This window comes from Escherichia sp. 94.0001 (assembly GCF_013369155.2).
Lineage (GTDB): Bacteria > Pseudomonadota > Gammaproteobacteria > Enterobacterales > Enterobacteriaceae > Escherichia > Escherichia coli_F.
The window spans coordinates 20,356-46,734 of sequence record NZ_JABWMS020000035.1; the positions used below are offsets into that span (position 1 = coordinate 20,356).

A 26,379-nucleotide genomic window follows, 5' to 3' on the forward strand; every position below is an offset into this window, starting at 1 on the left:
GGATATAAAAGCAATGATAAAACATCTTACCTTACCGAAAAAAATGGCTGCAATGGTACTTCTTGCCGGCGCTGCCCTCAGCACTGCGCCTGTGCAGGCGGCCTCCTGGCCAACCAAACAGATCGAGTTAGTCGTACCCTACGCGGCCGGAGGCGGTACGGATCTGGTTGCCCGTGCCTTTGCTGATGCCGCCAAAAACCATTTGCCCGTCAGCATCGGGGTTATCAATAAACCTGGCGGTGGCGGCGCTATCGGCCTGAGTGAAATCGCCGCTGCCCGCCCTAACGGTTACAAAATGGGTTTAGGCACGGTTGAACTGACCACCCTTCCCAGTCTCGGAATGGTGCGTTTTAAAACCAGCGACTTTAAACCCATTGCCCGTCTGAATGCGGATCCTGCGGCTATCACCGTCCGTGCCGATGCACCGTGGAATAGCTATGAAGAATTTATGACTTACGCCAAAGCGAATCCCGGAAAAGTACGCATTGGTAACTCAGGCACCGGAGCAATCTGGCATCTGGCGGCAGCTGCACTGGAAGACAAAACGGGCGTGAAGTTTTCTCATGTCCCATATGACGGCGCAGCCCCTGCCATTACAGGCCTGTTAGGCGGGCATATTGAAGCGGTTTCCGTAAGCCCAGGTGAAGTTATCAATCATGTGAAAGGCGGCAAGCTGAAGACACTGGTAGTGATGGCGGATGAACGTATGAAAACCATGCCTGACGTCCCGACGTTAAAAGAGAAAGGCGTTGATCTCTCCATCGGCACCTGGCGCGGCCTGATTGTGTCGCAAAAAACGCCGCAGGATGTGGTGGATGTTCTGGCAAAGGCAGCAAAAGAGACGGCTGAAGAGCCTGCATTCCAGGATGCACTGCAAAAGTTGAATCTCAACTATGCATGGCTTGATGGTGCCAGCTTCCAGACCCAAATCAACGAGCAGGAAAAGTACTTTGACGAGCTGCTGACTCGGCTGGGCTTGAAAAAATAATCCCGAGGTACGGTCGATGAACACAAAACAGTCTGTTGCTCAACTCGCCGTACCGCACCGCAAGCGCCTTTCATCCACTGTGGTGGTGGCGCTGTTACTTTGTGTGGTTGCTGGCGCGGTGATAATTAATGCCGCTGATTTTCCAGCAACTGCCATTGAAACGGATCCCGGTGCAAGTGCCTTCCCTACTTTCTATGCCTGCGCTCTGATTGTGCTCGCTGTCTTACTGGTGATACGCGATCTTTTGCTGGCAAAACCAGTCCCTTGCGCCAACGCACAGGAAAAACCGGCATTCAGGAAAACGGCAACAGGAATTGCGGCAACCGCGTTTTATATTGTGGCGATGAGCTACTGCGGTTATCTCATTACTACTCCTGTTTTCCTCATCGTCATTATGACGTTGATGGGCTACAGGCGATGGGTACTCACACCGGGTATTGCGCTGCTGTTAACGGCAATCCTCTGGTTGCTGTTTGTCGAAGCGTTACAGGTGCCATTGCCTGTCGGCACATTTTTCGAATAACAGGGGCCTGCAATGTTTGAAAGTGAACTTTTAACTCAGGGGTTTTCGACATTACTCAATAATCCTCAGGCGCTGCTGTTTGCCACGTTTGGAGTGATGCTGGGTATTGTAATTGGCGCTCTGCCTGGTCTGACAGCGACTATGGGTGTGGCGATTTTGCTGCCTTTCACCTACGGCATGGAGCCTGTTTCTGGCTTGTTGATGATTTGCGGTGTCTTTTTTGGTGGTGTGTATGGTGGTTCTATCACCGCAATTTTGCTCAAAATTCCCGGTACGCCTGCCGCCGCTGCCACCGCCATTGACGGATATGAGCTGACGAAGCAGGGAAAAGCCGGGCTGGCGTTAAGTGCCGCCACGTTCTCTTCTTTTAGCGGTGGAACGCTCAGCATTATCGTATTGATGTTTCTCTCTCCGGTACTTGCCAGTTGGGCGCTGAAATTTAGTGCCTCGGAGTCCTTCGCCCTGGCAACCTTCGGGCTAAGTATTATTGCCAGTATTTCCGGTGAGTCACTGACTAAGGGGCTGATTGCCGGGGTTGGCGGATTACTGATCGCAACGATAGGCCTCGATCCGATGGGCGGTTTTCCACGCTTTACGGGCGGGTTTGTGGAACTGATGAATGTGCCATTTATCCCGGTGATGATTGGCCTGTTTGCTGCTTCAGAAGCGTTCCGTTCTATGGAACAAAATCAGCATATTCGTCAGAGCGCGAAAGTGGCTATTGGCAGTCTGTTACTGCCCTGGCAAACACTACGCCGCATCACATTAACCATTTTGCGCTCATCAGGATTAGGGGTTTTTATCGGCATGATCCCCGGTGCGGGGGCGGATATTGCGGCTTTTGTTGCCTATAACGAAACTCGTCGTTTCAGTAAGACACCAGAAAACTTTGGTAAGGGTGAGATTAAGGCGGTGGCCTCCTGTGAAGCAGGCGCAAATGGCTGCACAGGTGGCGCGTTGTTACCTATGCTGACGCTGGGGATTCCAGGCGATGCGGTAACTGCCATCATGCTGGGCGCGTTAACGTTACAAGGGATGCAGCCAGGCCCACTGATGTTTACCGACCACGGCGATATGGTTTATACGTTATTTGTCGGCATGATCTTCTGTTACTTCATGCTGCTAGTTCTTGGACTGCTCTCTTTGAAAGTCATCGGTAACGTGGTGAAAATTCCCGGCAATATTCTCACACCGATGATCCTCGCACTTTGTGTGGTCGGGACTTATGCGTTGAACAATAGCCTGTTTGATGTTGGCATTATGCTGATTGCAGGCGTGGTGGGCTATTTCATGCAAAAAGGGGGATATCCGGCATCACCCGTAGTGCTGGCATTGATTATGGGGCCAATGGCGGAAAGTAATTTTCGCCGTGCGCTGTCGCTTTCAGGGGGGTCACTCGACTTCCTGTATACCCGACCGATAACCCTGGCATTGCTGACACTGGCAGCCTTTACGCTACTGACGCCAATAATACGCAAAATTATGCGCTTACGGCGTCAGTAATTGATATCGCTCCCCGACGTTGGGGAGCGTTTTTTTATTTCAGCAGACGACGCGCCGCTTCCACAACGATTTTCACCGCATGGCTTTCGGTTTGTTTCATCGTCTCAGCATTCGGGATCTCTTGCTGGGTACGATTGACGATAACGCCCGCCACCATACCCGCACGCAGGCCCTGGCTTGCACACATGGTCAGCAGGGTTGCAGATTCCATTTCATAGTTCATTACGCCCATCGCCTGCCACTCTTCCATCGAACCTTTAAAGTGGCGCACAACACGACCAGAGTAAGTGTCGTAGCGTTCCTGGCCTGGGTAGAAGGTGTCAGAAGAAGCCGTCACGCCAACGTGAGTGGTTGCACCAATTGACTTCGCCGCTTCAACCAGCGCGGTCGTACATTCGAAATCTGCGACAGCCGGGAACTCCAGCGGAGCGAAGTGCAGGCTCGCGCCATCCAGACGAACAGACGCCGTGGTAACCAGGACATCACCCACATTAATATGCGGCTGGATAGCGCCCGTTGTACCGATACGCAGGAAGGTGCGAATGCCCAGCTGTGCCAGCTCTTCAACTGCAATAGAGGTAGACGGGCCGCCGATACCGGTAGAGCAGACGATAACAGGTTTACCATCCAGCTCTGCACGCCAGGTGGTGAATTCGCGGTGAGATGCCAGCTTAACCGGCTTATCCATCAGCGCGGCGATCTTTTCCACACGATCCGGGTCGCCAGGGACGATGGCAAGCGTAGCCCCTTGTAAATCGTTTTTAGTGAGGCCGAGATGAAAAACATCAGACTTGGACATATACAACTCCTCTGTGAATCGGTTTAGTCAGAAGAAGCAAAAAGTCACTTTACCGAAGGGTTTAACATTTTTTCGTGACACTCATCACCTTGATGCAAATGCGTTGCATAAATTTACCCAGCAAAAGTGATGCGAATCACATAAATCACTCTTCATTCTGCATGACTGCATAAAAGATGAGCCGATTCAGGCAATGTGATTTGTTGCATGCTGACTATAGTTAACATTGCGCAACATTTTTATAAGGGTACGGAGAATACCATGGCAACAACACAACAATCTGGATTTGCACCTGCTGCATCGCCTCTCGCTTCGACCATCGTTCAGACCCCGGACGACGCGATTGTGGCGGGCTTCACCTCTATCCCTTCACAAGGGGATAACATGCCTGCTTACCATGCCAGACCAAAGCAGAGCGATGGCCTACTACCAGTGGTCATTGTAGTGCAGGAAATTTTTGGCGTGCATGAACATATCCGCGATATTTGTCGCCGTCTGGCGCTGGAGGGGTATCTGGCTATCGCACCTGAACTTTACTTCCGCGAAGGCGATCCGAATGATTTTGCCGATATCCCTACGCTGCTTAGCGGTCTGGTAGCAAAGGTGCCTGACTCGCAAGTGCTGGCCGATCTCGATCATGTCGCCAGTTGGGCGTCACGCAACGGCGGTGATGTCCATCGTTTAATGATCACCGGATTTTGCTGGGGTGGGCGCATCACCTGGCTGTATGCTGCGCATAACCCGCAACTGAAAGCGGCGGTGGCATGGTACGGCAAGCTGACGGGCGATAAGACGCTAAATTCACCGAAACAGCCTGTTGATATCGCAACCGATCTTAACGCTCCGGTTCTCGGCTTATATGGCGGCCAGGATAACAGCATTCCGCAGGAGAGCGTTGAAACCATGCGCCAGGCGCTGCGGGCTGCTAATGCGAAAGCAGAGATTATCGTCTACCCGGATGCCGGGCATGCATTCAACGCCGATTATCGCCCGAGCTATCATGCTGAGTCGGCGAAAGATGGCTGGCAGCGAATGCTGGAGTGGTTTAAGCAGTATAGTGTTAAAAAGTAACGCCATAGCCGCTAAATCTGATGATTAAGCTCACACAATTTCAACGATTTTTTTAATCTCAAAACCATACAGCATCAAAAAATTTGTTGCTGTATGCCACTCTTTGACTCCCTTCACATTCGTCATCACACCACCTGTTGAATGCAAAAATTTCGTTGCTGTGCGGCAAACTTTTTTCCTGTTTTATGCCGCTTTTCTCCTGAATACTCGCTCTCAGAACAACTGGATCGTTTAAACATCAGACAGGAGATTTACCATGACGCAATCCATTTTTCAGGCTCAACCCTTTGAATTACCTTTTGATCCGCGCACAACTGCACTGGTCATGATCGACATGCAGCGTGACTTTGTCGAAGCAGGGGGCTTCGGTGAGGCACTGGGCAATGATGTTTCACTGGTACGCACGGCTATCGCACCATGTACAGAGGTGCTGGCAGCCGCACGTCAAAAAGGAATTATGGTTATTCATACTCGTGAAGGCCATCGTGCAGACTTAAGCGACTGCCCGCCAGCCAAACTGACGCGCGGCGGAAAAACCTTTATTGGTGAACCAGGACCGATGGGACGCATTCTGGTCAGAGGTGAAGCGGGTCATGACATCATTCCTGAACTGTACCCAGTGACAGGCGAACCGGTGATTGATAAGCCCGGTAAAGGCGCTTTTTATCAAACCGACTTACATCTGATTTTGCAAAACCACGGTATCAAGACGCTGATAGTTTGTGGTGTAACAACCGAAGTTTGCGTAACCACCACCGTGCGCGAAGCAAATGACCGTGGCTATGAATGCATTATCCCGGAAGATTGTGTCGGCTCATATTTCCCGGAATTCCAGAAATATGCCCTCGAGATGATCAAAGCACAAGGTGCCATTTTCGGTTGGGTGAGTGATTCCAAAGCCATTATTGCAGGTCTGGAAGGCTAACGCCGATGGTACAGGTGACGCTTTGCGCATCATCGTTGGGATATCTTTTCCCGCAAAATGAAACGCAAGATTTACGTCTGCATAGTGCTTTTAAACATGCGGTAAATCTGTATTCAGAAGCGGGAACATTCATCACTCTGTTGTGTGCGCAAACGTATCTGAATCTCCCTGATGCCGCCAGAGTCAACCTGCCTGAGAATTGGGACTGGCGAAGAGAGATTGCCCATTCAGATCCCATTCAGTTAACCCCAGGCTTGTTACAAACACCTCGCTTTTGCGTGGTGCTTCATAACACAACACTTTGGCAACCGCCATTTGTGGGGGGAATGCTGACACTTGAGGCATTCCCTTTGGTTTTCCAGCACTACCCAACGATGGCATCGCAACGGCTTTTATTTTGTCTGGAGCATAACGTTCAAAGCACATTGCACCTGCCGGATAGTCTCACGCACCAGGGATTAGCGATTATGGAACATCCAGATGCACTGGAACGCCAGGTGCCACAACTGATCGGCTTTGGTAAAGGCTTAACGCCCGATGGAGATGACTATTTGTTGGGCTATCTGGCAGCGCTCTGGTTATGGCAACTCCCTGCAACACTTGCCGATCATCAATACCGGTTGCAGCAGGCAATTGATCAACATGCGCACAACACCACGGATATCAGTCGTCATTATCTGGAGCGTGCGCTTCAGGGGCATTTTTCAGAACCGATTTGCCAGTTACTCGCACAACTGGTTGGGGGCGCATCGGAAATGACAATCGCATCCTGTGCAGAACAGGTCATGCAATTTGGCGCAACGTCAGGAGTAGATTGCCTTGCAGGAATGCTGCATGGCTTTCGAACCCTGAACACCATGAATTGATTTCAACCTTTTCTCCCGTAGCCCATTTATGGCGCTACACGGGGATGCTTTGCCCGAATTTTGCTATCGGGCGGAATAAAACAGGCGTAACAGCATGAAAGTTAAATATAAAGTTTTCAGCAATCTTTATCAGGACTCGGTTTCTCTGATGCAGATTTCCGCGCAAATCAGTAAGTTGCCCGGTATTCAACAGGCCTCGGTCGTCATGGGAACACCCAATAATCTCGAACAATTGCGCGATGCGGGTCTGGGTAACGAAATCAACGCCAGTCCCAATGATTTAGTGATTGCAGTCATGGGTGAAGAAGATATTTGCAATGAAGCACTGATACTGGCCCAGCAACGTCTGACCAGCAAACCCGATGATGAAACGGATAGTGGCATTAAAACACCGGAAAATGTCAGCCTGGAAATGGCACTGGAAGCCGACACCGAAGCCAACCTGGCACTCATTTCTGTACCGGGAGACTACGCCGCCGCCGAAGCAATTAAAGCGTTAAACCTCGGAATGAACGTGATGATGTTCAGCGATAACGTCAGTATCGGGCAGGAAAAATCCATCAAAACACTTGCCCGAGAACGTCAGCGCATCGTAATGGGACCTGATTGTGGAACCGCCATTGTTAACGGCATTCCGTTAGGCTTCGCTAATGTGGTGAAACGCGGAGCAATTGGTGTTATTGGCGCGTCAGGCACCGGGCTACAGGAAGTGACTTGCCGAATCGACCAGCTCGGAGCGGGTATTTCTCAGGCGTTGGGAACAGGCGGGCATGATCTCAGTGAAGAGATTGGTGGAATATCGATGCTCTTCGCTTTAGATGCGCTGGCGCAAGACGATGAAACTCGCGTGATTGTGCTTATTTCAAAACCGCCTTCACCGATCGTTGCCCGGGCTATTCTGGAGCGCGCCGAGGCTTGTGGAAAACCCGTGGTGGTGAATTTCCTCGGTGCGAATCCGCATGATCTGGCACGTCCCAATATCACCGCTGCCGCCACACTTGCCAGCGCCGCAAATATCGCCGTGGCAGTACTGAATGATCAGCCACTTCCGACTGTCGAGACCGAGATTTCCTGCGACGATCTCACAATGTTACAAAACGCCTGCCAGCGTCTGCCAGCCCATCGCCAGGCGATACGCGGTGTTTTCGCCGGAGGAACCTTCTGTTACGAAGCGCAACTTATCTGCCAGCAAAAGGGATTCAGCGCCGCCTCCAATACGCCAGTTGCGGGTAATCGTACTCTGGCAAATATCTGGCAAAGCAAAGGTCACACGCTGATCGATATGGGCGACGATGATTTCACCCGTGGCAAACCGCATCCAATGATCGACCCGACTCTGCGCAATCAACGTCTGCTCAACGAACTCAACGACTCACACACTGCCGTCGTGTTATTCGACCTGGTACTTGGTTATGGCGCTTCCGCTACGCCTGCCAGCGAATTACTGGACCAACTTTCACACATCGACATGAATAACGCACCGTTGCTGATTGCGCACGTTTGCGGAACGGAAGCTGATCCGCAAATACGCAGTCAGCAGATAAGCGCACTACAAAATGCGGGCATCATCATTGCCAGCAGCAATGCACAGGCGGCGCTATGGGCCAGCGCCGTTGCGCAGACTCAGTTGCAGAAAAAGGGGCTAAACGCATGAATACCTTATTTAATCAGCCTTTGAAGGTCGTGAACGCGGGACTACACAGTTTTGCTGACAATATTCAACATGCCGGGGGAAGCGCAATTGCACTCAACTGGCAGCCACCAGCACAAGGCGATATTGACGCTGGATTGGATCTGGCATCGTTGCTACGTCATCCACTAGTAGAAAATGCCAATCAAATCGCCATGACACGTTATCTCGAAGCACAACCCGTGCTGGTGGATGTCATGCTCGCTAAAGAGGCCATTCCAGCAATGGCTGAACAAAAACGTATTTTGCACTCTGGCCCGCCGATTGCCTGGGAAGAGATGTGTGGTCCGGTAAAAGGGGCGATTATTGGTGCCATGCTGTACGAAGGTTGGGCCACCAGCCAGCAAGACGCTGAAAACCAGATAAACACAGGCGAAATCGACCTTGCCCCTTGTCATCATTATCACGCGGTTGGACCAATGGCAGGCATCATCAGCCCGTCGATGCCGTTATGGGTGGTAGAAAACAAAACCAACGGCCACCGTACTTTTAGCAATTTCAATGAAGGTCTGGGTAAGGTTCTCCGTTTTGGTGCCAATAACGATGAAGTTCTCAATCGTCTGGCCTGGATGCGCGATGAACTGGCACCGGCAATGAAAGCAGCAATCGCACAACACGGCGAGCTGGAACTCAAGCCATTAATGGCGCAGGCGCTGCATATGGGGGATGAAGTTCATAACCGCAATGCTGCCGCTACCGGTTTGCTGATTAAGCGCCTGCTCCCGGCATTGCTGGCCTGCTCTCTTCCACAGGAACATATCCAGCGCGTCGTGGCATTTATCACCAGTAACGATCACTTCTTCCTCAATCTGTCGATGGCTGCCTGTAAAGCGATGATGGATGCCGCCGCCAATGTACCGTTCAGTTCAATGGTTACGGTGATGGCGCGTAACGGGGTGAATTTTGGTATTCGGCTTTCCGGTACTGGCGATCGCTGGTTCCAGGCTCCTGCCAATGCAGTTGAAGGTCTGTTCTTCCCCGGATTTGGCGTCGACGATGCCGCTGCTGACCTGGGTGATAGCGCAATTACCGAAACCGCAGGTGTGGGTGGCTTCGCGATGGCGTCATCTCCAGCGATCGTCAAATTTGTGGGAGGCACCCCTGCTGATGCCACCAATAACAGCCGTCGGATGCAAGCAATCACCCTCGGCGGTAACCCCGCATTTACACTTCCGGCCCTCAATTTTTCCCCAACCGCAGCAGGGATTGATGCGCGTAAAGTGACCGATCGCGGCATCTTACCGGTCATCAATACGGGTATCGCCCACAAACAAGCAGGGGTCGGGCAAATTGGTGCCGGGATCACCACTGCGCCGATGGCCTGTTTTGTCGCCGCTGTACGTGCACTGGCTGAGATCGTCGCAAAGGAGAACCATCATGGTTAAGCCACTGGCTGTTGTCGCAGTTGGCGGCAATGCGCTCATTCAGGACGAGCAACGCAATAGTATTCCCGATCAATATGTTGCAGTGATGGAAAGCGTGCAGCATATCGTTGATATGGTTGAAGCCGGATGGGACCTGGTGCTTACCCACGGTAATGGCCCGCAGGTGGGCTTTATTCTGCGCCGCTCTGAACTCGCCAGTAACGAAGTTTCTCCGGTTCCACTTGATTACGCCGTGGGTGATACACAAGGTGCAATTGGCTACATGTTCCAGAAAGCGCTGCATAACGAATTGGCTCGCCGTGGCATAAACAAACCGGTAATTGCGCTGGTGACACAAACGCGAGTCAGCCCACATGACGATGCTTTCACCAGCCCCAGTAAACCGATTGGCGCGTTTCTCGATGAAGCAACGGCCCTACAACGCCAACAGCAACTCGGCTGGACGCTGATGGAGGACGCCGGGCGTGGTTGGCGGCGTACAGTTCCCTCTCCTACGCCACTGGAAATTATTGAGCACGACACCATCGCTCACCTGGTGCGCCAGGGATATCTGGTTATTGCCTGCGGCGGTGGCGGTATTCCGGTGGTGCGAGACGGACAACAACTGAAAGGTGTGGAAGCCGTGATCGATAAAGATCTGGCCTCCGCGCTGCTCGCCAGTCAGTTAGGCGCAGATCTGCTGGTGATCCCCACCGGTGTAGAAAAAGTGGCGATTAACTTTGGTACAACACAACAACAGTGGCTCGACGCTATCAGCGTTGCCGAAGCGCAAACGCTGTTACGGGAAGGTCAGTTTGGTGTCGGCAGTATGCAGCCCAAAGTGGAAGCCATTGTTGATTTCATCAATGCCAGCCAACAACAAGGCAAACAGGCCAGCGGCCTGATTACTTCACCGCAAACCATAAAAGCAGCCCTTTCGCATCAGAGCGGCACATGGATAACCCTTTAATTCTCTGGAGAACTCAATGACTACAACACTTTTAGCCGTTAACGGAACGCTGATGCGTGGCCTAGAACTCAACCCAAATATGCAAAAAGCGGGCGGCATTTTTGTCCGTGAAGACCGAACTGACGCCCATTACAGGTTGTGGAGTATTAACGATCGTCATCCGGGAATGATTCGCGTGAATGAAGGTGGAACACACGTCGACGTAGAAATTTGGCAATTACCACTGGCCAGTTTTGCCGCTCTGTTAATGAGCGAACCCGCTGGGCTGGCAATTGGCAAAATCAAACTTGCCGATGGTAGCGAAGTGCTGGGCGTACTGGCAGAAAACTGGCTGACCGAAGGCCAACGGGAAATTACAGAACTGGGTAGCTGGCGCAAATACACCGGGCATTTTCATACTGTGTAACGCGCATTTTTAAAGGGAACATACTATGCGTAAAAAAGAAGAGAATCTGAATACAGCATCAGGATTGCGTATTGCCATGATTTTACTGGGTATTGCCGTCACACCTGTGCTGTTGTCATCCTCAAGCCTCGGCAATCAACTTTCCAGCGGCAGTTTAATTAGCGTCGTATTGTTAGGCGGCGTCATTCTGACCTTACTTTCAGCCATCACCATTAGCGTGGGAGAAAAAGCCCGCCTGCCAACGTATGGCATTGTGAAATATTCGTTTGGCGAAAAAGGGGCCATCGCCATTAACATTTTGATGGCGATAAGTCTGTTCGGCTGGATTGCCGTTACCGCCAATATGTTTGGTCATTCGGTACATGACTTACTGGCTCAACATGGACTGGAAGTTCCACTAGCACTGTTAGTGGCTGCTGGCTGTGTCATTTTTGTCGCCTCTACAGCATTTGGTTTTGCCGTTCTGGGAAAAATTGCCCAGGTTGCCGTGCCGGTTATCGCGCTGGTGCTGTGTTACATCCTCTATGTGGCAACCCATACCGAAGTGGCAGCACCAGCGGTGATTGTGGAGATGAATACGGGTGTCGCCGTTTCCACCGTTGTTGGCACCATTATTGTGCTGGTTGCCACACTGCCTGATTTCGGTAGTTTTGTGCATAACCGCAAACATGCGCTGATTGCCGCAGGCGTGACGTTTCTGGTTGCCTACCCTCTGCTCTACTGGGCGGGAGCAACGCCGAGCGCCATTAGTGGTCAGGGATCTTTACTGGGTGCGATGGCGGTATTCGGTGCGGTTCTGCCCGCGGCGCTGTTGTTGATTTTCGCCTGCGTCACCGGTAACGCGGGCAATATGTTCCAGGGCACGCTGGTGGTTTCCACACTGCTTACCCGCTTTCCCAAATGGCAGATTACCGTGGCGCTGGGTATCCTTTCCGCCATCGTAGGCAGTCTGGATATTATGGCGTGGTTTATTCCGTTTCTGCTGTTCCTGGGTATCGCCACGCCACCCGTTGCCGGAATTTATATCGCTGACTTTTTCCTTTATCGCCGTAATGGCTATCAAGAGTCAGTGTTAGCCCAGGAGTCACAGATTAAAGTGCTGACATTCGCAGCATGGATCATAGGTGCAGCGGTTGGCTTTATGACCGTAAAAGGCTTATTCACCCTGACGACAATCCCTTCGGTAGACTCGATTCTGGTGGCATGTATCGCGTATGCGATTCTCAGTCGGGCAAGTCAACGCCGCTAATTCCTGGGTATACTCAGGCAATGATTACGGCTGAATCTGGAGAGATTCAGCCACTTTACCACTGACCAGGGAGCCTATGTTCATCTCAGACGAAACGCTTCGTGTTATTCATCTGGTCGCCAGACACCAGAGCATTACCACCGCAGCCGAACAGTTAAATAAAGTCCCTTCCGCCATCAGTTACACCATCAAGAAAGTGGAAGAGAGCCTGGGCGTTGAACTGTTCATTCGTAAGGGACGCTATATTGAATTATCTCCGGCGGGGAGTTACTTCATCGAACATAGCAAAACTATTCTGGGCGACCTGGAAGCATTAAAGCGCAACACAGTGCTGATTCACGATGGTATTGAACGTGAACTGACAATTGCGGTGAACAATATTATTCCTGGTGATTTGCTGGTGGCATTTATTCGAGATTTTGAACGGCAATTCACATCAACAACACTGACGGTAGATCTTGAGGTATACAACGGCTGCTGGGATGCGCTGTACAGTAAGCGTGCTGATCTGGTCTACGGTGCTCCTCATGCAGTACCAAGCAGTGAAGGCATCATTAGCGAACCGGTCGGACAAATGGAATGGGATTTTGTCGTCAGCCCACTCCACCCACTGGCAGCGAAGCGGCATCCATTAGAAAACAGTGAATTGCGTCATTATCCAGCGGTTTGTATCCGCGATACCTCCGTTAACTTCCCCCCGATGCAAGCCTGGCTGTTGGAAGGACAAAAACCGATTTTTGTTCCTGACTTCGCTACGGCAATCGCCTTAATAGAACAAAACGTCGGTATTGGTTATATTCCACATCATCTGGCATTACCGTTATTGAACAGCGGTAAATTGCTTAAAAAGCCAATGCGCGAACATAAACACGCCACCAAGTTATTTCTTGCCGCTCGTTCCGATGGTATGGGCAAAGCCTGTCAGTGGTGCATAGAATATTTAAGAAATCCGCAATTAATTTTCTGTTCCTGAAGATCCACATCATACCTGGCATACATAGCAAAATGGCTTCCGGTGTTGGAAGCCATTATTGTGCTGCAATTTACAATGACTCGTTAATACTCATCACCCCCGACGCAAATTCTGCGCCGCCTGCACCATGTTCGCCAGTGCCGCGCGGGTTTCTGGCCAGCCGCGCGTTTTCAGACCACAGTCCGGGTTGACCCACAGACGCTCTGCCGGAATGCGTTTTGCCGCTTTCTTCAGCAGGGCTTCAATCCATTCCACGCTCGGTACGTTTGGCGAGTGAATGTCATAGACGCCAGGACCGATTTCATTTGGATAATCAAACTCTTCAAACGACTCCAGCAACTCCATGTCGGAACGCGAGGTTTCGATTGTGATGACGTCTGCGTCCAGCGCCGCAATCGAATCCATGATGTCGTTGAACTCGCAGTAACACATGTGAGTGTGGATTTGCGTGTCATCTTTCGCTACGGCAGCGTTGATACGGAAAGCCTCCACGCCCCACTGGAGATAGGCATCCCAGTCGCTGCGACGCAGCGGTAAACCTTCGCGTAGCGCCGGTTCATCAATCTGGATGATGCCAATTCCAGCGGCTTCCAGATCGGCCACTTCATCACGAAGCGCCAGCGCAATTTGTTTGGCGATGGTTTCACGGCTGACATCTTCACGCGGGAACGACCAGCAGAGAATGGTCACCGGGCCAGTCAGCATCCCTTTCACCGGTTTATCAGTCAGAGATTGCGCATACTTCGCCCACTCCACGGTAATCGGTGCCGGGCGGCTAACGTCACCAATAACAATCGGTGGCTTCACGCAACGGGAACCATAGCTCTGTACCCAACCGTTTTGCGTAAAGACAAACCCGTCGAGGTGCTCGCCAAAGTATTCCACCATGTCATTACGCTCGGCCTCACCATGCACCAGCACATCCAGACCCAGACGTTCCTGCTCAACAATGGCCTGCTTGATATGTTCTGCAATGCCCGTACGATAGTTGTTGGCGTCGAGATTACCCTTTTTGAAATCCAGACGCAGGGTACGGATTTCTGTGGTTTGCGGGAAAGAGCCAATCGTGGTGGTCGGCCAGGCTGGCAGTTTAAAACGCGCACGCTGGGCTTCAGCACGCACTTCATAAACGTTCGCACGCTGGCTGTCCTGGGCTGTGATCGCCGCCAGACGCTTTTCTACCGCCGGATTATGTACACGAGTAGAGTGGCGACGCGCCTGAATCGGAGCGCTCCACTCTGCCAGCGCTGCCGTATCACCACTGTTCAGCGCATCGCGCAGCAATGCCAGTTCATGGCATTTTTGCAGAGCGAAGGCAAACCAGCTTTTCACTTCTGCATCAAGACGCGTTTCAACACTCAGGTCGATAGGGCTGTGCAGCAATGAGCAGGAAGATGCCACCCACAAATCACGTTTGCCGACAATGTCCTTAATTTGCGCATATTTCTCGGTAAGATCGGCGCGCCAGACGTTACGACCATTGATAAGACCCGCAGACAGCAGCCAGTCAGAAGGCAGACGCTTGTGCAGTTCAGCAACGTCATCTTTACCATGTACGAGATCGACATGCAGACCCTGAACAGGCAGCGCAGTAATGGTGTGGAGGTTTGGCGTTACGCCTTCAAAATAGGTGGTCAGCAGCAGTTTCACCTGGCCCTGGAGCGCGTCGTAAGCGGGTTTATAGGCGTCCAGCCACGCCTGCGGCAGTTCCAGCACCAGCGCGGGTTCGTCGATCTGTACCCACTCAATGCCGCGTTTTGCCAGTTCTGCCAACACTTGCTGATAAACCGGCAGAATGTCGTTTAGCAGGCTCAGGCGATCAAACTGTTCACCTTTCACTTTACCCAGCCACAGGTAGGTAACCGGTCCCAGCAGCACGGGCTTGACCTTGTGGCCCAGCGCCAGCGCCTCGTCCACTTCCTCCAGCAGCTGCGTCCAGGTCAGTTTGAACTGTTGGCCTTTAACGAACTCCGGCACCATGTAGTGATAGTTGGTGTTAAACCATTTGGTCATTTCCGCTGCCGCCGCAGGTTCGCCAGTCGGTGCACGTCCACGACCAATACGGAACAGAGTGTCGATATCTACCGAACCATCTTTGTTCTGGTGACGCGCCGGAACGTTACCCAGCAGCAGACTGGTGGTCAGTACATGATCGTACCAGGCAAAATCGCCCACCGGCAGCAGGTCGATACCCGCTTGCTTTTGTTGATCCCAGTGACGAGCACGCAGTTCACGCCCTACTGCCAGCAGTTCTTCACGCGTGGTGTTCCCGGCCCAATAACTCTCTTGCGCTTTTTTCAGCTCGCGACGCAGGCCAACGCGAGGGAAACCGAGGGTGTGATTAAATATTGTCATTTTTCTTCCTCTAATTATATGTAAATCCTATGGATTTTGAATTTAGGGAAGGCGGCAAGTTTATTCATCCCCGGGAGCTTACTGAAGTAAGTGACCGGGGTGAAGAAACGCAGCCAACGCACCATAAATTTAAAAGACGAAGGATTTTAGCCGTCCAGATGTTTACACATCCATAATTGGCGGTTACTGTATATTCCTCAAGCGCAAATTATTCATGCCGAAGTGAAGGACTTTCATGATCGAAGTAAAACACCTGAAAACGCTACAAGCGTTGCGGAACTGCGGCTCACTCGCAGCCGCTGCGGCGACGTTGCATCAAACGCAATCCGCCCTGTCTCACCAGTTTAGCGATCTGGAACAACGCCTTGGCTTCCGGCTATTTGTGCGTAAAAGCCAGCCGCTTCGGTTTACACCGCAGGGAGAAATCCTGTTGCAACTGGCGAATCAGGTGCTGCCGCAAATCAGCCAGGCACTGCAAGCCTGCAATGAACCGCAGCAGACGCGCCTGCGCATTGCCATTGAGTGCCATAGCTGTATTCAGTGGCTGACGCCCGCGTTAGAAAATTTCCATAAGAACTGGCCGCAGGTGGAGATGGATTTTAAATCGGGCGTGACGTTTGACCCGCAGCCCGCGTTGCAGCAGGGTGAGCTGGATCTGGTGATGACCTCCGATATTCTGCCGCGCAGTGGCCTGCATTATTCGCCGATGTTCGATTATGAAGTGCGTCTGGTGTTGGCACCTGACCATCCACTGGCGACAAAAACGCGAATCACGCCGGAAGATCTCGCCAGCGAGACGCTGTTAATTTATCCGGTGCAGCGTAGCCGACTGGATGTCTGGCGGCATTTTCTTCAGCCCGCAGGCGTTAGCCCGTCACTGAAAAGCGTCGATAACACCTTGTTGTTGATTCAGATGGTTGCCGCACGGATGGGCATCGCTGCGCTACCGCACTGGGTGGTGGAGAGTTTTGAACGCCAGGGTCTGGTGGTCACCAAAACCCTGGGCGAAGGCTTGTGGAGCCGACTGTACGCCGCCGTGCGCGATGGCGAGCAGCGTCAGCCGATTACAGAAGCGTTTATTCGTTCAGCGCGCAATCACGCCTGCGATCATCTGCCGTTTGTGAAGAGCGCGGAGCGACCCACTTACGATGCACCCACAGTGAGGCCAGGATCACCAGCGCGCCTGTAATAAACGTTGGCCAGTGCGGCTGTTGGTGCCAGATAGCCAGGTTAACCAGCAGCCCTGCCGGAACGTGCATATTATTCATAATGCCCAGCGTTCCGGCGTCCACCTGCGTCGCGCCGTAGTTCCACATAAAGTAGCCAATTCCGGAGGCCACCACGCCAAGAAACACCAGAATGCCCCATTGCAGCGTGGTTTGCGGCATTTTCTGCGCATTTCCCAGCAAAAACCATGCAATCACTGCCACCAGAAACGCGCCAAGATAGAACCACGCAAAGGCGTTATGCTGTGGCATCGGACGAGTTTCCATCAGGCGTTTGTAACCCACCATGCCGATGGCAAAAGTGATATTGGAGAGTTGCACCAGCAGCAGGCCAGTCCAGAAGTGGTCGGTGACCTGATCATAGCGAATAATCCCGGCACCAATCACCGCCAACAAGGCGCTAAAAGCATAACCCCAGCGCAGACGGCGCTGACTCATGATGTCATAAATCAGCGTGATGTAGAGCGGCGTCAGTACGGTGAACAGCAACAATTCGGAGACCGTCAGGTAGAGATAGGCGCGGAAACTCAGCATATACATCACGCCGAGCTGCATCGCGCCCACCAGCATATACAGGCCGACCGTTTTCAGGCTATTGCCACGGGTACGCAGAAACGGCAGAAAAACGAGTGCCGCCAGGCCAACGCGCACCAGCACCGCAAAATAGCTGTCGACGTGCCCCGCAAGGTACTCGCCATAAAAGCTAAAGGAGAAGGCCCACAGAATCGTGGTGATGATAAGTAGCGCCACAATGGAAAACTCTTTGATTAACGAGTATCCATTGTAGCGAAGTATCAGGTTGACAACTGTTTAATATTTGCTCAAGTGTGTGCGTTTTTACTCATCGTCCAACGTTACCCGCTGCAACGAAAAGTAGTTGATTAATAATGGATTCACGCGCGCTCTCCACGCTCAGATTGCAGTACTCGGGGTCGAGAGCCAGTTTCATAAAAGGCGCGTGCCAGTCTTGTTCTCTTTTTTCAAAAACCACTTCAGCGACTTTATAGCCCGTCCAGCTACGATACAAATGCAAAACGTTATTCTCAAAATAGATAAACCATTTGTATTCCATCGCTGGAGGAATAAACCCCATTTCCAGATTACGCATTTGCGCTTCATCTAACGTCAAATTAAGCTCAACCCTCTGCCAGTCAACGGTAAATGCTTTGAGGTTATTCCAGCTTTGCTTCGTCGCTTTTGTCATGCGTATTCCCTGCCTGGTTTTTAAGTGCTCTCCCGCAATCAACGTAATGCGGGAGAGGCTGGCATTAACTGAGATAGAGCTTACGCAGATAATGCGGCACCGCATCTTCGGCGTTAGTACCAATCACTTCCAGCTCCGGATGCAGATCTTTCAGACGCTGGTGCGCACTGCCCATAATGCAGCCTTTACCTGCCATCGACAGCATTTCGGCGTCGTTCATCCCGTCACCAAAGGCAATACAATCTTTCAGACTGTAGCCCAGTTTCTTCGCCACCGCTTCCAGGGCATGGCCTTTTGAAACGCCGCCCGCCATCACTTCCAGACAAGTTAGGGTAGAGAAGCTGACGTTGACGCGATCGCCCCAACGAGCGTTGATTGCCTGCTCCAGCGGCAGCAGTTGTTCATGAGAATCACAGGTGAAGAACACTTTGCTGACGCCTTCCGGCTCCAGTAATCCTGGCTCATACAGCGCATATTTGAACACCGCCTCTTTAAAAAAGCGCATCTCTTCCGGGCGGTGGCGATTCATAAACCATTCGTCGTCGCGATAAACGTTAGTAATGATGTCCGGGTTGTCGTTGACCACGCCAAACAGGTCGCTGGCAATGTCGCGATCCAGGTTATGAGCAAAAATCAGATTGCCATCCAGATCGTGAACGCGCGCGCCATTGGAGGTAATCATGTAAGACTTAATCTCCAGATTATCGCGAATTTGCCCCACATCAACGTGGTGACGACCGGTCGCAAACACAAAGTTGATGCCGCGCGCGGTGAGCAGCTTCAGAGTTTCTTTGGCGTAAGGGGATAACGTATGGTCGGGAGAAAGTAACGTGCCATCTAAATCAGACGCAACAACCTGGTACATAAGAAATTTAAACCTCTGTAGAGCGGTTTCCGCTGGGTGAGTTATGCCTGTTGAAAAAATCAACAATGGCGTGGAGCGCGACTGAGCGCATTGCGTCCTTTTCAAAAAGGATCTCATGGTACGCACCTTTAATTACCAGCGGTCGTCCCCCTTCGACAGGATGGCCCGCAGCGGTGCGGAGTTCACAAAAACGGTCGTGCATGCGGTTATCCACCACGCGTTCCTCTTCAGCCTGTAAGAGAAGCGTTGGCGTGGCGTCATCACCCGCTCCGGCTAACACCTGTTCGCCAGCCAGAATACTTTCGCGTACCCAATGGTAGGTCGGCCCACCGACGCGAATCGTTGGGTCATCAGCATAGAAGCGTAAGTTACGTCGATATCGCTGTCTGCTGTGGGTCAGTACGTTGATAGCAAACGGCAACGCGCGCCAGCGCCCGGTGCCTATTGCATAGCCATCACGGAAACGTGGATGTGCTTCGGCCCAGTTAAGGATCTGCCGCGCCATAAATGACGGCATACGAATCACAATCCCAAACATTGGTGCAGTTAGCGCAATGGCGTCACATACACCTGGATGGCGTTGCAGAAATAACGTGGAGATCGCACCGCCCATCGAATGTGCCAGTATATAGCGCTTACGCCACGGACCGGGCTGGACCTCCTGTTGCCAGAATGCCGCCAGGTCATCGACATAATCATTAAAGCGATTAACATGCCCAAGATGCGGATCGGCTAACAGGCGACCGGAACGTCCCTGCCCGCGATGGTCGATGATTAAGACATCAAACCCCAAATGGAACAGGTCGTAGGCCAGTTCCGCATATTTTACGTAGCTCTCAATACGCCCCGGGCAGATGACTATCACCCGGTCATGGTGCTGTGCGCGAAAACGGACAAAGCGCACCGGAATGTCATCTACACCAGTAAACTCTGCTTCATCACGCTGACGCCAGAAATCAGTCAGCGGTCCCATGGTAAAAGCAGCAAACGCGTTTTCTCTTGTTTCCCAGTCTTTTTGCTGCTGAAACATCGGGTAATCTGCCTCTTAAACCACGTAAAATCGTTTTTTTAAGCGTGTCTGACACAACGCTGCGACAGTAGCGTATTGTGGCACAAAAATAGACACACCGGGAGTTCATCATGACCTTAGAATGGTGGTTTGCCTACCTGCTAACATCAATCATTTTAAGCCTGTCGCCAGGCTCTGGTGCAATCAACACCATGACCACCTCGCTCAATCACGGTTATCGTGGTGCGATGGCGTCTATTGTCGGTTTGCAGACGGGGCTGGCAATACATATTGTGCTGGTTGGCGTGGGTTTAGGAACGCTATTTTCCCGCTCAGTGATTGCGTTTGAAGTGTTGAAGTGGGCAGGTGCAGCTTACCTGATATGGCTGGGAATACAGCAGTGGCGCGCCGCTGGCGCAATTGATCTTAAATCGGTGGCCTCAACCCAATCGCGCCGACATTTGTTCCAACGCGCAGTGTTTGTGAATCTCACCAATCCCAAAAGTATTGTGTTTCTGGCGGCGCTCTTTCCGCAATTCATCATGCCGCAGCAGCCGCAACTGATGCAGTATATCGTGCTCGGCGTCACCACTATTGTGGTCGATATTATTGTGATGATCGGTTACGCCACACTTGCTCAACGGATTGCTCTATGGATTAAAGGACCAAAGCAGATGAAGGCGCTGAATAAGATTTTCGGCTCGTTGTTTATGCTGGTGGGAGCGCTGTTAGCATCGGCGAGACATGCGTGAAAAATAATGTCGGATGCGGCGTAAACGCCTTATCCGACTTACTCTGATGACGCGTCTGGCATCAACGCGAAATAATCAAATGAATACCAAATCCGGCAAATAACGCCCCGGCAAAACCATCAATCCACTTCGCCAGACGTTGATAACCACGGCGCATTTGCGGCAGGGCAAACAGGCTGGCAACGACGGTAAACCACGCCAGTGTTTCGATAATAATCAACGCGAAAATGCCCCAGCGCTCAGTGGTGCCGACGTTATCGCCGACAAACAGCGAGAATACCGAACCAAAGTAGATAATCGCTTTCGGATTGGCGAGATTGGTCAGTAAGCCTTTCAGGAAACTGCGCCCGCTTTTTGCCAGTTCTACCTGTGGCGCAGGCGCAGAAACGACCTCTTTTTTCAGTACGCTACGCAGCATCTGATAACCCATCCAGCAGAGATACAGGCCACCGCCCACCATAATCAGCGTATGCAGCCAGGCCATTTTTTCGATAATCAAATGCAGGCCAAGCAACGCGATCCCTGCCCAGACCATTACGCCGCAGGTAATGCCCAGCACGCCCATCATCGCTTCTTTGCGCGAACGGCTAACGGCAGTCTGGGAGACAAAAAAGAAATCGGGACCGGGGCTCATAAGCGCCACGATATGAACCATGGCGACGGTGAGGAATAACATCAACATACAATTGACTCGCGGGGAAATCGTTTACGGAGTCTTCATCCTGGCACTTTTTTATGCCGCTGACTACTCTTCGTCGTCGCCATCGACATGCGCACGGATAAGTGCCATAAACGGTTTGCCAAAGCGCTCCAGTTTGCGCATCCCAACGCCGTTAACGCTGAGCATTTCGCTGGCGGTGATTGGCATCTGTTCCGCCATCTCAATCAAGGTCGCGTCGTTAAACACCACATACGGCGGGACATTACTTTCATCAGCAATGGATTTACGCAGTTTGCGTAATTTGGCGAACAGTTTGCGATCGTAATTGCCACCGAACGATTTCTGCATCGCTTTCGGTTTGAGCGCCACAATACGCGGCACGGCAAGTTGTAAAGAGGATTCGCCGCGCAACACCGGGCGCGCGGCCTCTGTCAGTTGTAGGGCAGAATGCTGCGCAATATTTTGCGTCACCAGGCCGAGGTGAATCAGCTGGCGGATCACGCTGACCCAATGTTCATGGCTTTTATCGCGACCCATGCCGTAGACTTTCAGTTTGTCATGACCATAGTCGCGGATTCGCTGGTTATTGGCGCCGCGAATCACTTCCACTACATAGCCCATACCAAAACGCTGATTCACACGACCAATGGTGGAAAGCGCAATCTGCGCATCGGTTGAACCATCGTACTGTTTTGGCGGATCGAGGCAGATATCGCAGTTCCCGCACGGCTCCTGCCGCCCTTCGCCAAAGTAATTCAGCAGCACCAGACGACGACAGGTTTGCGCCTCAGCAAACGCGCCCATCGCATTGAGTTTATGACGTTCGATATCCTGCAACTGCCCCTGCGGTTTTTCTTCCAGGCAACGGCGCAGCCACGCCATATCGGCCGGATCGTAAAACAGCATCGCTTCCGCGGGCAGGCCATCACGCCCGGCGCGACCGGTTTCCTGATAATAGGATTCGATATTGCGTGGAATATCAAAGTGAACCACGAAGCGGACGTTAGGCTTGTTGATGCCCATGCCGAACGCTACCGTCGCCACCACAATTTGCAGGTCGTCGCGCTGGAATTTTTCCTGCACGTCCGCACGGACATCGTTTTCAAGCCCGGCGTGATAAGCCGCTGCGCTGATACCCTTGCTTTGCAGACGCGCGGCGGTGTCTTCTACTTTCGCACGACTATTACAGTAAATAATCCCCGACTTACCGCGTTGTTCCTGCACGTAGCGCATCAACTGATCGAGCGGTTTGAATTTCTCCATCAGCATGTAACGAATGTTCGGGCGATCAAAACTGCTGATTTGAATCAGCGGATCGTTCAGCCCCAGCAGGCGCACGATATCCTGCCGCGTGGTGTCGTCGGCGGTGGCGGTTAGCGCCATAAACGGCAGAGTAGGAAAACGCTGACGCAGCTGACCGAGCGCGGCGTATTCCGGGCGGAAATCGTGCCCCCATTGGGAGATACAGTGCGCTTCATCAACGGCTAATAACACCGGATTCCAGTGCGCCAGATGCTCAAGAAAGTTATCCAGCATCAGGCGTTCCGGCGCGATATACAGCAGGCGGATTTGCCCGGTGCGGCAGCCTGTCATTACTTCAAGCTGCTGCTCGCGGGTTTGCGTCGAGTTAAGGCACGCCGCCGCCACGCCGTTGGCCTGTAGCTGATCCACCTGATCTTTCATCAACGAAATCAGTGGTGAAACAACTACGGTAAGACCGTTTAGCAGTAAGGCAGGAATTTGATAGCAAAGGGATTTTCCGCCACCAGTGGGCATGACGACCAGGCAATCGCGACCGGAAAGTACGGTGTCGATAATCTCTTCCTGGCCGGGGCGAAACTGTTGGTAGCCAAAGGTTTCTTGTAAAACCTGTTTAGCTCCGGACTCCAGATTCAACACTTCCGCCTGCGCCACATTAACCCCGATTGCCTGAAATAAAAACAGGCGCTATTTTCAGCGCCTGCGCGAGAAACTGCAATGCTTTTAGTCTCTGAGAGGGTAATCCTGGATGCTGGATTCCAGTTTTGCCTTTCAATCAACTCATGTTAGAACAAGTCGTTCAGCATAACCCCCACACCCACACGGGTCTGGTTAAAGTTATAGTCGATGAGCGATTCGCCATAACCGCTGTAAACCTGGGTATAAAGGCGCACATGCCTGGTGATCGGGTAACTTAAGCCTAACTCCGCACCACCGTAACCGGTGTTCCAGTTGTACTGTCCTTTCGCACTCAGCACCGCATCACCCAGGTGATAGCCGATTTTAAGCTGGTAGTAACCCATATATTTGGTGATATCTGGGTTATCGTCAGTATTCCCCACCACATACCACGGCTTCACCTCTACCAGCCAGTTACCGTTTTCTGCCATCAGACGGGTATAAAGGCGGTTCCAGCTGCGGGAAGTCGGGTCTGAACGCCCGTTAGAGTCGTGGTTATAACCCATCTCCACATCGCGCAGCGTCCAGCCAGCAAAGCGGTAATCTGTGGCAAAACCAAGGAACAATTGCGGTTCGTAGTTGGTTTCACGAAACGGTGAAGACTCTTCGCTATTGGACAGTTGCCACCAGGATTTTTGCGTGTAAGAAGCTCCCAACACCGAATTTGGCCCCAATATTCCGCGCCACAGCGGAAATGCCAGGCTCAACTGGAATTTCACTTCATCCTTACGCGCATTTTCCGCCCAGTCATAACTGGCAATCGCTTCTTTATTCAGATCGCTGGTTTGGGTGTAGATGAGGTAGTTGGTGTCATAAGGATAGAGCGTGAAAGGATTGTCATGCTCCTGCAGCATATTCGCAATAATACTGCCACGCACCGCAGGCGCGTCATGCACCTCTTTTACCGTTGCCTCTTGCGCATACACTGCCATTGGCAACATAAACACCGGCAACAACCAGCCCTGCAGAGTCCGCATCGGTCGTGTTCTCCGTAACGAATTATTGATTAGATGAATATTTTTCTGCGGGCTATTTTACATACTTAACTCCTTTGCCGTTAGTTATCCCTTCCTAAAGTAGAAACCAACAAAAAAGAAGCATAAAATCAACATTTCATTAACCAATGAAGTGTAAGGATGATATGTCTGCCGTACTGACCGCTGAACAAGCCCTGAAATTAGTGGGTGAGATGTTTGTTTATCACATGCCATTTAACCGCGCATTGGGGATGGAACTGGAGCGTTACGAAAAAGAGTTCGCACAGCTGGCCTTTAAAAATCAGCCAATGATGGTGGGTAACTGGGCGCAAAGCATTTTGCACGGCGGGGTCATTGCGTCGGCGCTGGATGTCGCAGCCGGTCTGGTGTGCGTGGGAAGTACCTTAACCCGCCACGAAACCATCAGTGAAGATGAACTGCGCCAGCGGCTATCGCGGATGGGGACCATTGATCTTCGCGTCGATTATCTGCGCCCAGGCAGGGGTGAGCGTTTTACTGCTACCAGTAGTCTGTTGCGTGCGGGCAATAAAGTCGCCGTCGCCCGCGTTGAATTACACAATGAAGAACAGCTTTATATAGCCAGTGCCACCGCCACCTATATGGTAGGTTGATAACGTAAAAGCAGGTAAACTGCTGTTACCAATTAAAAATGAGTATTCCCGATGGATGCAAAACAAACGCGGCAGGGCGTATTACTCGCTCTTGCCGCTTATTTTATTTGGGGTATTGCGCCAGCGTACTTCAAGCTGATTTACTACGTGCCCGCCGATGAGATCCTGACGCATCGCGTGATCTGGTCGTTTTTCTTTATGGTGGTGCTGATGAGCATTTGCCGCCAGTGGTCCTATTTAAAAACGCTGATTCAGACACCAAAGAAAATCTTCATGCTGGCCGTCTCTGCCGTGCTGATTGGTGGCAACTGGCTACTGTTTATCTGGGCGGTGAACAATCACCATATGCTGGAAGCGAGCCTTGGTTACTTTATTAACCCGCTGGTGAACATTGTGCTGGGGATGATTTTCCTCGGCGAGCGATTCCGCCGGATGCAATGGCTGGCGGTGATTCTGGCGATATGTGGTGTATTGGTCCAGCTCTGGACTTTTGGTTCGCTGCCAATCATCGCGCTGGGGCTGGCGTTTAGTTTTGCCTTCTACGGCCTGGTACGCAAGAAAATTGCCGTTGAAGCGCAAACCGGCATGTTAATCGAAACCATGTGGCTGCTGCCCGTGGCGGCGATTTACCTGTTTGCTATTGCCGACAGCTCAACCAGCCATATGGGGCAAAACCCGATGTCGCTGAATTTACTGCTGATCGCCGCCGGTATTGTCACCACCGTGCCACTGTTATGTTTTACCGCAGCAGCTACACGCTTACGACTCTCAACATTAGGCTTTTTCCAGTACATTGGGCCGACGCTAATGTTCCTGTTGGCAGTGACGTTTTATGGTGAAAAACCGGGAGCCGATAAGATGGTGACTTTCGCCTTTATTTGGGTAGCGCTGGCAATTTTTGTGATGGATGCGATTTATACGCAGCGTAGAACGTCCAAATAAAAAATAAATATATTCTGAAAAAATATGCCTGCTCTTGCATGAGAGTGGGCATATTGTCATGCTGACAGGAGACTCACACAAGGACGTAAAATTTATGTTGCGTATGTTTATCCCAACATCTAGCGGTAAGATTTCCAGACGCCGTTATATATTTTCATTTATTTTAACAAATTTCATTTTTGCCTTTCTTATTATCTTTTTTAACGATGGTGAAGCAGACTTTCTTGTTATAGTCTCTACTATCGTACTCCATTACCTCGTCATCAACATGAATTGCCAACGACTCCGTGATAGTGGTTTCATATATATAAAAACTTATGTTTTTGGTACATTAGCAGTATATATCATCTCTATCATCACAATGATAGCCGAACATTTTGATTGTTCAGGCAATGGTTCGATGATTTTTTTGATTTGTTATTTTTCTACTTTCAGTATGCTAATGCTTGCACCTACTGATTCATCAAAACAATAGTTATGGAGTATTTATG

Annotated in this window: 26 protein-coding genes; 17 read left to right on the forward strand and 9 right to left on the reverse strand. The window is 51.5% G+C overall.

Features of this window, described 5'->3' with window-relative positions; genetic code table 11:
* Positions 1-13 precede the first annotated feature (13 nt).
* The 3 genes from HEN33_RS15850 to HEN33_RS15860 are packed head-to-tail and all read left to right on the forward strand — an operon-like array spanning position 14 to position 3,014.
* On the forward strand, positions 14-988 hold the full coding sequence (locus HEN33_RS15850; RefSeq protein WP_000589812.1) for a Bug family tripartite tricarboxylate transporter substrate binding protein: 975 nt from the start codon (positions 14-16) through the stop codon (positions 986-988).
* Positions 989-1,004: 16 nt separating this feature from the next.
* Positions 1,005-1,511 carry a tripartite tricarboxylate transporter TctB family protein gene (locus HEN33_RS15855; protein WP_105278843.1) on the forward strand — a complete coding sequence of 169 codons (507 nt, stop codon included), beginning with the start codon at positions 1,005-1,007 and terminating at the stop codon, positions 1,509-1,511.
* A gap of 12 nt (positions 1,512-1,523) precedes the next feature.
* Entirely contained in the window at positions 1,524-3,014 is a 1,491-nt protein-coding gene (locus tag HEN33_RS15860) for a tripartite tricarboxylate transporter permease (RefSeq protein WP_176262866.1), read from the forward strand.
* Between the two features lie 34 nt (positions 3,015-3,048).
* Here the strand turns inward: HEN33_RS15860 and udp are convergent, their stop codons facing one another.
* Complete coding sequence (udp, locus tag HEN33_RS15865; protein ID WP_000045178.1) at positions 3,049-3,813, reverse strand: uridine phosphorylase; 765 nt, start codon at positions 3,811-3,813, stop codon at positions 3,049-3,051.
* Between the two features lie 261 nt (positions 3,814-4,074).
* Between udp and HEN33_RS15870 the strand changes: the two genes are divergently transcribed.
* The 9 genes from HEN33_RS15870 (at position 4,075) to HEN33_RS15910 (ending at position 13,327) form a co-directional block, all read left to right on the forward strand.
* Positions 4,075-4,884: a dienelactone hydrolase family protein gene (locus HEN33_RS15870; protein ID WP_176262865.1), complete on the forward strand. Its 810-nt coding sequence runs from the start codon at positions 4,075-4,077 to the stop codon at positions 4,882-4,884.
* Between the two features lie 256 nt (positions 4,885-5,140).
* Positions 5,141-5,809: a cysteine hydrolase family protein gene (locus HEN33_RS15875; RefSeq protein WP_046082265.1), complete on the forward strand. Its 669-nt coding sequence runs from the start codon at positions 5,141-5,143 to the stop codon at positions 5,807-5,809.
* Between the two features lie 5 nt (positions 5,810-5,814).
* Positions 5,815-6,675, forward strand: a complete 861-nt coding sequence (locus HEN33_RS15880; RefSeq protein ID WP_046082708.1) for a DUF2877 domain-containing protein — start codon at positions 5,815-5,817, stop codon at positions 6,673-6,675.
* Between the two features lie 94 nt (positions 6,676-6,769).
* Positions 6,770-8,329, forward strand: coding sequence for an acyl-CoA synthetase FdrA (gene fdrA / locus HEN33_RS15885; protein WP_105288326.1), 1,560 nt, complete (start codon positions 6,770-6,772; stop codon positions 8,327-8,329).
* Complete coding sequence (locus tag HEN33_RS15890) at positions 8,326-9,750, forward strand: YlbE family protein (RefSeq protein WP_105271947.1); 1,425 nt, start codon at positions 8,326-8,328, stop codon at positions 9,748-9,750. Before fdrA ends, HEN33_RS15890 begins: the two co-directional genes overlap by 4 nt.
* Positions 9,743-10,699 carry a carbamate kinase gene (arcC, locus tag HEN33_RS15895; RefSeq protein ID WP_176262864.1) on the forward strand — a complete coding sequence of 319 codons (957 nt, stop codon included), beginning with the start codon at positions 9,743-9,745 and terminating at the stop codon, positions 10,697-10,699. Before HEN33_RS15890 ends, arcC begins: the two co-directional genes overlap by 8 nt.
* A gap of 16 nt (positions 10,700-10,715) precedes the next feature.
* Positions 10,716-11,105 (forward strand): allophanate hydrolase-related protein, encoded by a 390-nt coding sequence (locus tag HEN33_RS15900; RefSeq protein ID WP_000214035.1) that lies wholly within the window; start codon positions 10,716-10,718, stop codon positions 11,103-11,105.
* Positions 11,106-11,130: 25 nt separating this feature from the next.
* Positions 11,131-12,354 (forward strand): cytosine permease, encoded by a 1,224-nt coding sequence (locus HEN33_RS15905; RefSeq protein ID WP_046082704.1) that lies wholly within the window; start codon positions 11,131-11,133, stop codon positions 12,352-12,354.
* 76 nt (positions 12,355-12,430) lie between these two features.
* Entirely contained in the window at positions 12,431-13,327 is an 897-nt protein-coding gene (locus HEN33_RS15910) for a LysR substrate-binding domain-containing protein (RefSeq protein WP_105271949.1), read from the forward strand.
* Positions 13,328-13,420: 93 nt separating this feature from the next.
* Here HEN33_RS15910 and metE read toward each other — a convergent pair whose 3' ends face one another.
* Positions 13,421-15,682 (reverse strand): 5-methyltetrahydropteroyltriglutamate--homocysteine S-methyltransferase, encoded by a 2,262-nt coding sequence (metE, locus tag HEN33_RS15915; protein WP_176262863.1) that lies wholly within the window; start codon positions 15,680-15,682, stop codon positions 13,421-13,423.
* Between the two features lie 235 nt (positions 15,683-15,917).
* On the opposite strand from metE, the gene metR reads away from it, so the two are divergent.
* Positions 15,918-16,871 (forward strand): HTH-type transcriptional regulator MetR, encoded by a 954-nt coding sequence (gene metR / locus HEN33_RS15920; protein ID WP_000573627.1) that lies wholly within the window; start codon positions 15,918-15,920, stop codon positions 16,869-16,871.
* On the opposite strand, the gene bioP is transcribed toward metR, so the two are convergent.
* The 4 genes from bioP to pldB all read right to left on the reverse strand — a co-directional run bounded on the left by bioP (position 16,759) and on the right by pldB (position 20,007).
* On the reverse strand, positions 16,759-17,658 hold the full coding sequence (gene bioP, locus HEN33_RS15925; RefSeq protein ID WP_016233684.1) for a biotin transporter: 900 nt from the start codon (positions 17,656-17,658) through the stop codon (positions 16,759-16,761). The two genes, metR and bioP, sit on opposite strands and share 113 nt — an antisense overlap.
* A 91-nt stretch (positions 17,659-17,749) precedes the next feature.
* On the reverse strand, positions 17,750-18,112 hold the full coding sequence (locus tag HEN33_RS15930; RefSeq protein WP_105271952.1) for a hypothetical protein: 363 nt from the start codon (positions 18,110-18,112) through the stop codon (positions 17,750-17,752).
* Between the two features lie 64 nt (positions 18,113-18,176).
* Entirely contained in the window at positions 18,177-18,977 is an 801-nt protein-coding gene (gene yigL / locus HEN33_RS15935) for a sugar/pyridoxal phosphate phosphatase YigL (RefSeq protein WP_000285353.1), read from the reverse strand.
* A gap of 7 nt (positions 18,978-18,984) precedes the next feature.
* Positions 18,985-20,007, reverse strand: coding sequence for a lysophospholipase L2 (pldB, locus tag HEN33_RS15940; RefSeq protein WP_000487644.1), 1,023 nt, complete (start codon positions 20,005-20,007; stop codon positions 18,985-18,987).
* 110 nt (positions 20,008-20,117) lie between these two features.
* On the opposite strand from pldB, the gene rhtB reads away from it, so the two are divergent.
* Positions 20,118-20,738 (forward strand): homoserine/homoserine lactone efflux protein, encoded by a 621-nt coding sequence (rhtB, locus tag HEN33_RS15945; protein WP_176262862.1) that lies wholly within the window; start codon positions 20,118-20,120, stop codon positions 20,736-20,738.
* A gap of 61 nt (positions 20,739-20,799) precedes the next feature.
* Here the strand turns inward: rhtB and rhtC are convergent, their stop codons facing one another.
* The 3 genes from rhtC to pldA all read right to left on the reverse strand — a co-directional run bounded on the left by rhtC (position 20,800) and on the right by pldA (position 24,314).
* Positions 20,800-21,420, reverse strand: a complete 621-nt coding sequence (gene rhtC, locus HEN33_RS15950; RefSeq protein WP_176262861.1) for a threonine export protein RhtC — start codon at positions 21,418-21,420, stop codon at positions 20,800-20,802.
* Between the two features lie 63 nt (positions 21,421-21,483).
* A complete protein-coding gene (recQ, locus tag HEN33_RS15955) occupies positions 21,484-23,313 on the reverse strand; it encodes an ATP-dependent DNA helicase RecQ (RefSeq protein WP_000035580.1) in 1,830 nt (609 codons plus the stop codon).
* Positions 23,314-23,444: 131 nt separating this feature from the next.
* Complete coding sequence (pldA, locus tag HEN33_RS15960) at positions 23,445-24,314, reverse strand: phospholipase A (protein WP_001259701.1); 870 nt, start codon at positions 24,312-24,314, stop codon at positions 23,445-23,447.
* Positions 24,315-24,478: 164 nt separating this feature from the next.
* On the opposite strand from pldA, the gene yigI reads away from it, so the two are divergent.
* From yigI to yigG, 3 genes are all read left to right on the forward strand, one after another.
* Complete coding sequence (gene yigI, locus HEN33_RS15965; RefSeq protein ID WP_001277142.1) at positions 24,479-24,946, forward strand: acyl-CoA thioesterase YigI; 468 nt, start codon at positions 24,479-24,481, stop codon at positions 24,944-24,946.
* A 51-nt stretch (positions 24,947-24,997) separates the two neighbouring features.
* Positions 24,998-25,888, forward strand: coding sequence for an EamA family transporter RarD (rarD, locus tag HEN33_RS15970; RefSeq protein WP_032185568.1), 891 nt, complete (start codon positions 24,998-25,000; stop codon positions 25,886-25,888).
* Between the two features lie 94 nt (positions 25,889-25,982).
* A complete protein-coding gene (gene yigG, locus HEN33_RS15975; protein ID WP_024256555.1) occupies positions 25,983-26,363 on the forward strand; it encodes a protein YigG in 381 nt (126 codons plus the stop codon).
* Positions 26,364-26,379 lie beyond the last annotated feature (16 nt).

Excerpts from the sequence above, each read along its gene's own strand:
- HEN33_RS15850 (WP_000589812.1), top strand. The coding sequence starts at position 14 with ATGATAAAACATCTTACCTTACCGAAAAAAATGGCTGCAATGGTACTT.
- HEN33_RS15855 (WP_105278843.1), top strand. The coding sequence starts at position 1,005 with ATGAACACAAAACAGTCTGTTGCTCAACTCGCCGTACCGCACCGCAAG.
- HEN33_RS15860 (WP_176262866.1), top strand. The coding sequence starts at position 1,524 with ATGTTTGAAAGTGAACTTTTAACTCAGGGGTTTTCGACATTACTCAAT.
- udp (WP_000045178.1), bottom strand. The coding sequence starts at position 3,813 with ATGTCCAAGTCTGATGTTTTTCATCTCGGCCTCACTAAAAACGATTTA.
- HEN33_RS15870 (WP_176262865.1), top strand. The coding sequence starts at position 4,075 with ATGGCAACAACACAACAATCTGGATTTGCACCTGCTGCATCGCCTCTC.
- HEN33_RS15875 (WP_046082265.1), top strand. The coding sequence starts at position 5,141 with ATGACGCAATCCATTTTTCAGGCTCAACCCTTTGAATTACCTTTTGAT.
- HEN33_RS15880 (WP_046082708.1), top strand. The coding sequence starts at position 5,815 with ATGGTACAGGTGACGCTTTGCGCATCATCGTTGGGATATCTTTTCCCG.
- fdrA (WP_105288326.1), top strand. The coding sequence starts at position 6,770 with ATGAAAGTTAAATATAAAGTTTTCAGCAATCTTTATCAGGACTCGGTT.
- HEN33_RS15890 (WP_105271947.1), top strand. The coding sequence starts at position 8,326 with ATGAATACCTTATTTAATCAGCCTTTGAAGGTCGTGAACGCGGGACTA.
- arcC (WP_176262864.1), top strand. The coding sequence starts at position 9,743 with ATGGTTAAGCCACTGGCTGTTGTCGCAGTTGGCGGCAATGCGCTCATT.
- HEN33_RS15900 (WP_000214035.1), top strand. The coding sequence starts at position 10,716 with ATGACTACAACACTTTTAGCCGTTAACGGAACGCTGATGCGTGGCCTA.
- HEN33_RS15905 (WP_046082704.1), top strand. The coding sequence starts at position 11,131 with ATGCGTAAAAAAGAAGAGAATCTGAATACAGCATCAGGATTGCGTATT.
- HEN33_RS15910 (WP_105271949.1), top strand. The coding sequence starts at position 12,431 with ATGTTCATCTCAGACGAAACGCTTCGTGTTATTCATCTGGTCGCCAGA.
- metE (WP_176262863.1), bottom strand. The coding sequence starts at position 15,682 with ATGACAATATTTAATCACACCCTCGGTTTCCCTCGCGTTGGCCTGCGT.
- metR (WP_000573627.1), top strand. The coding sequence starts at position 15,918 with ATGATCGAAGTAAAACACCTGAAAACGCTACAAGCGTTGCGGAACTGC.
- HEN33_RS15930 (WP_105271952.1), bottom strand. The coding sequence starts at position 18,112 with ATGACAAAAGCGACGAAGCAAAGCTGGAATAACCTCAAAGCATTTACC.
- yigL (WP_000285353.1), bottom strand. The coding sequence starts at position 18,977 with ATGTACCAGGTTGTTGCGTCTGATTTAGATGGCACGTTACTTTCTCCC.
- pldB (WP_000487644.1), bottom strand. The coding sequence starts at position 20,007 with ATGTTTCAGCAGCAAAAAGACTGGGAAACAAGAGAAAACGCGTTTGCT.
- rhtB (WP_176262862.1), top strand. The coding sequence starts at position 20,118 with ATGACCTTAGAATGGTGGTTTGCCTACCTGCTAACATCAATCATTTTA.
- rhtC (WP_176262861.1), bottom strand. The coding sequence starts at position 21,420 with ATGTTGATGTTATTCCTCACCGTCGCCATGGTTCATATCGTGGCGCTT.
- pldA (WP_001259701.1), bottom strand. The coding sequence starts at position 24,314 with ATGCGGACTCTGCAGGGCTGGTTGTTGCCGGTGTTTATGTTGCCAATG.
- yigI (WP_001277142.1), top strand. The coding sequence starts at position 24,479 with ATGTCTGCCGTACTGACCGCTGAACAAGCCCTGAAATTAGTGGGTGAG.
- rarD (WP_032185568.1), top strand. The coding sequence starts at position 24,998 with ATGGATGCAAAACAAACGCGGCAGGGCGTATTACTCGCTCTTGCCGCT.
- yigG (WP_024256555.1), top strand. The coding sequence starts at position 25,983 with ATGTTGCGTATGTTTATCCCAACATCTAGCGGTAAGATTTCCAGACGC.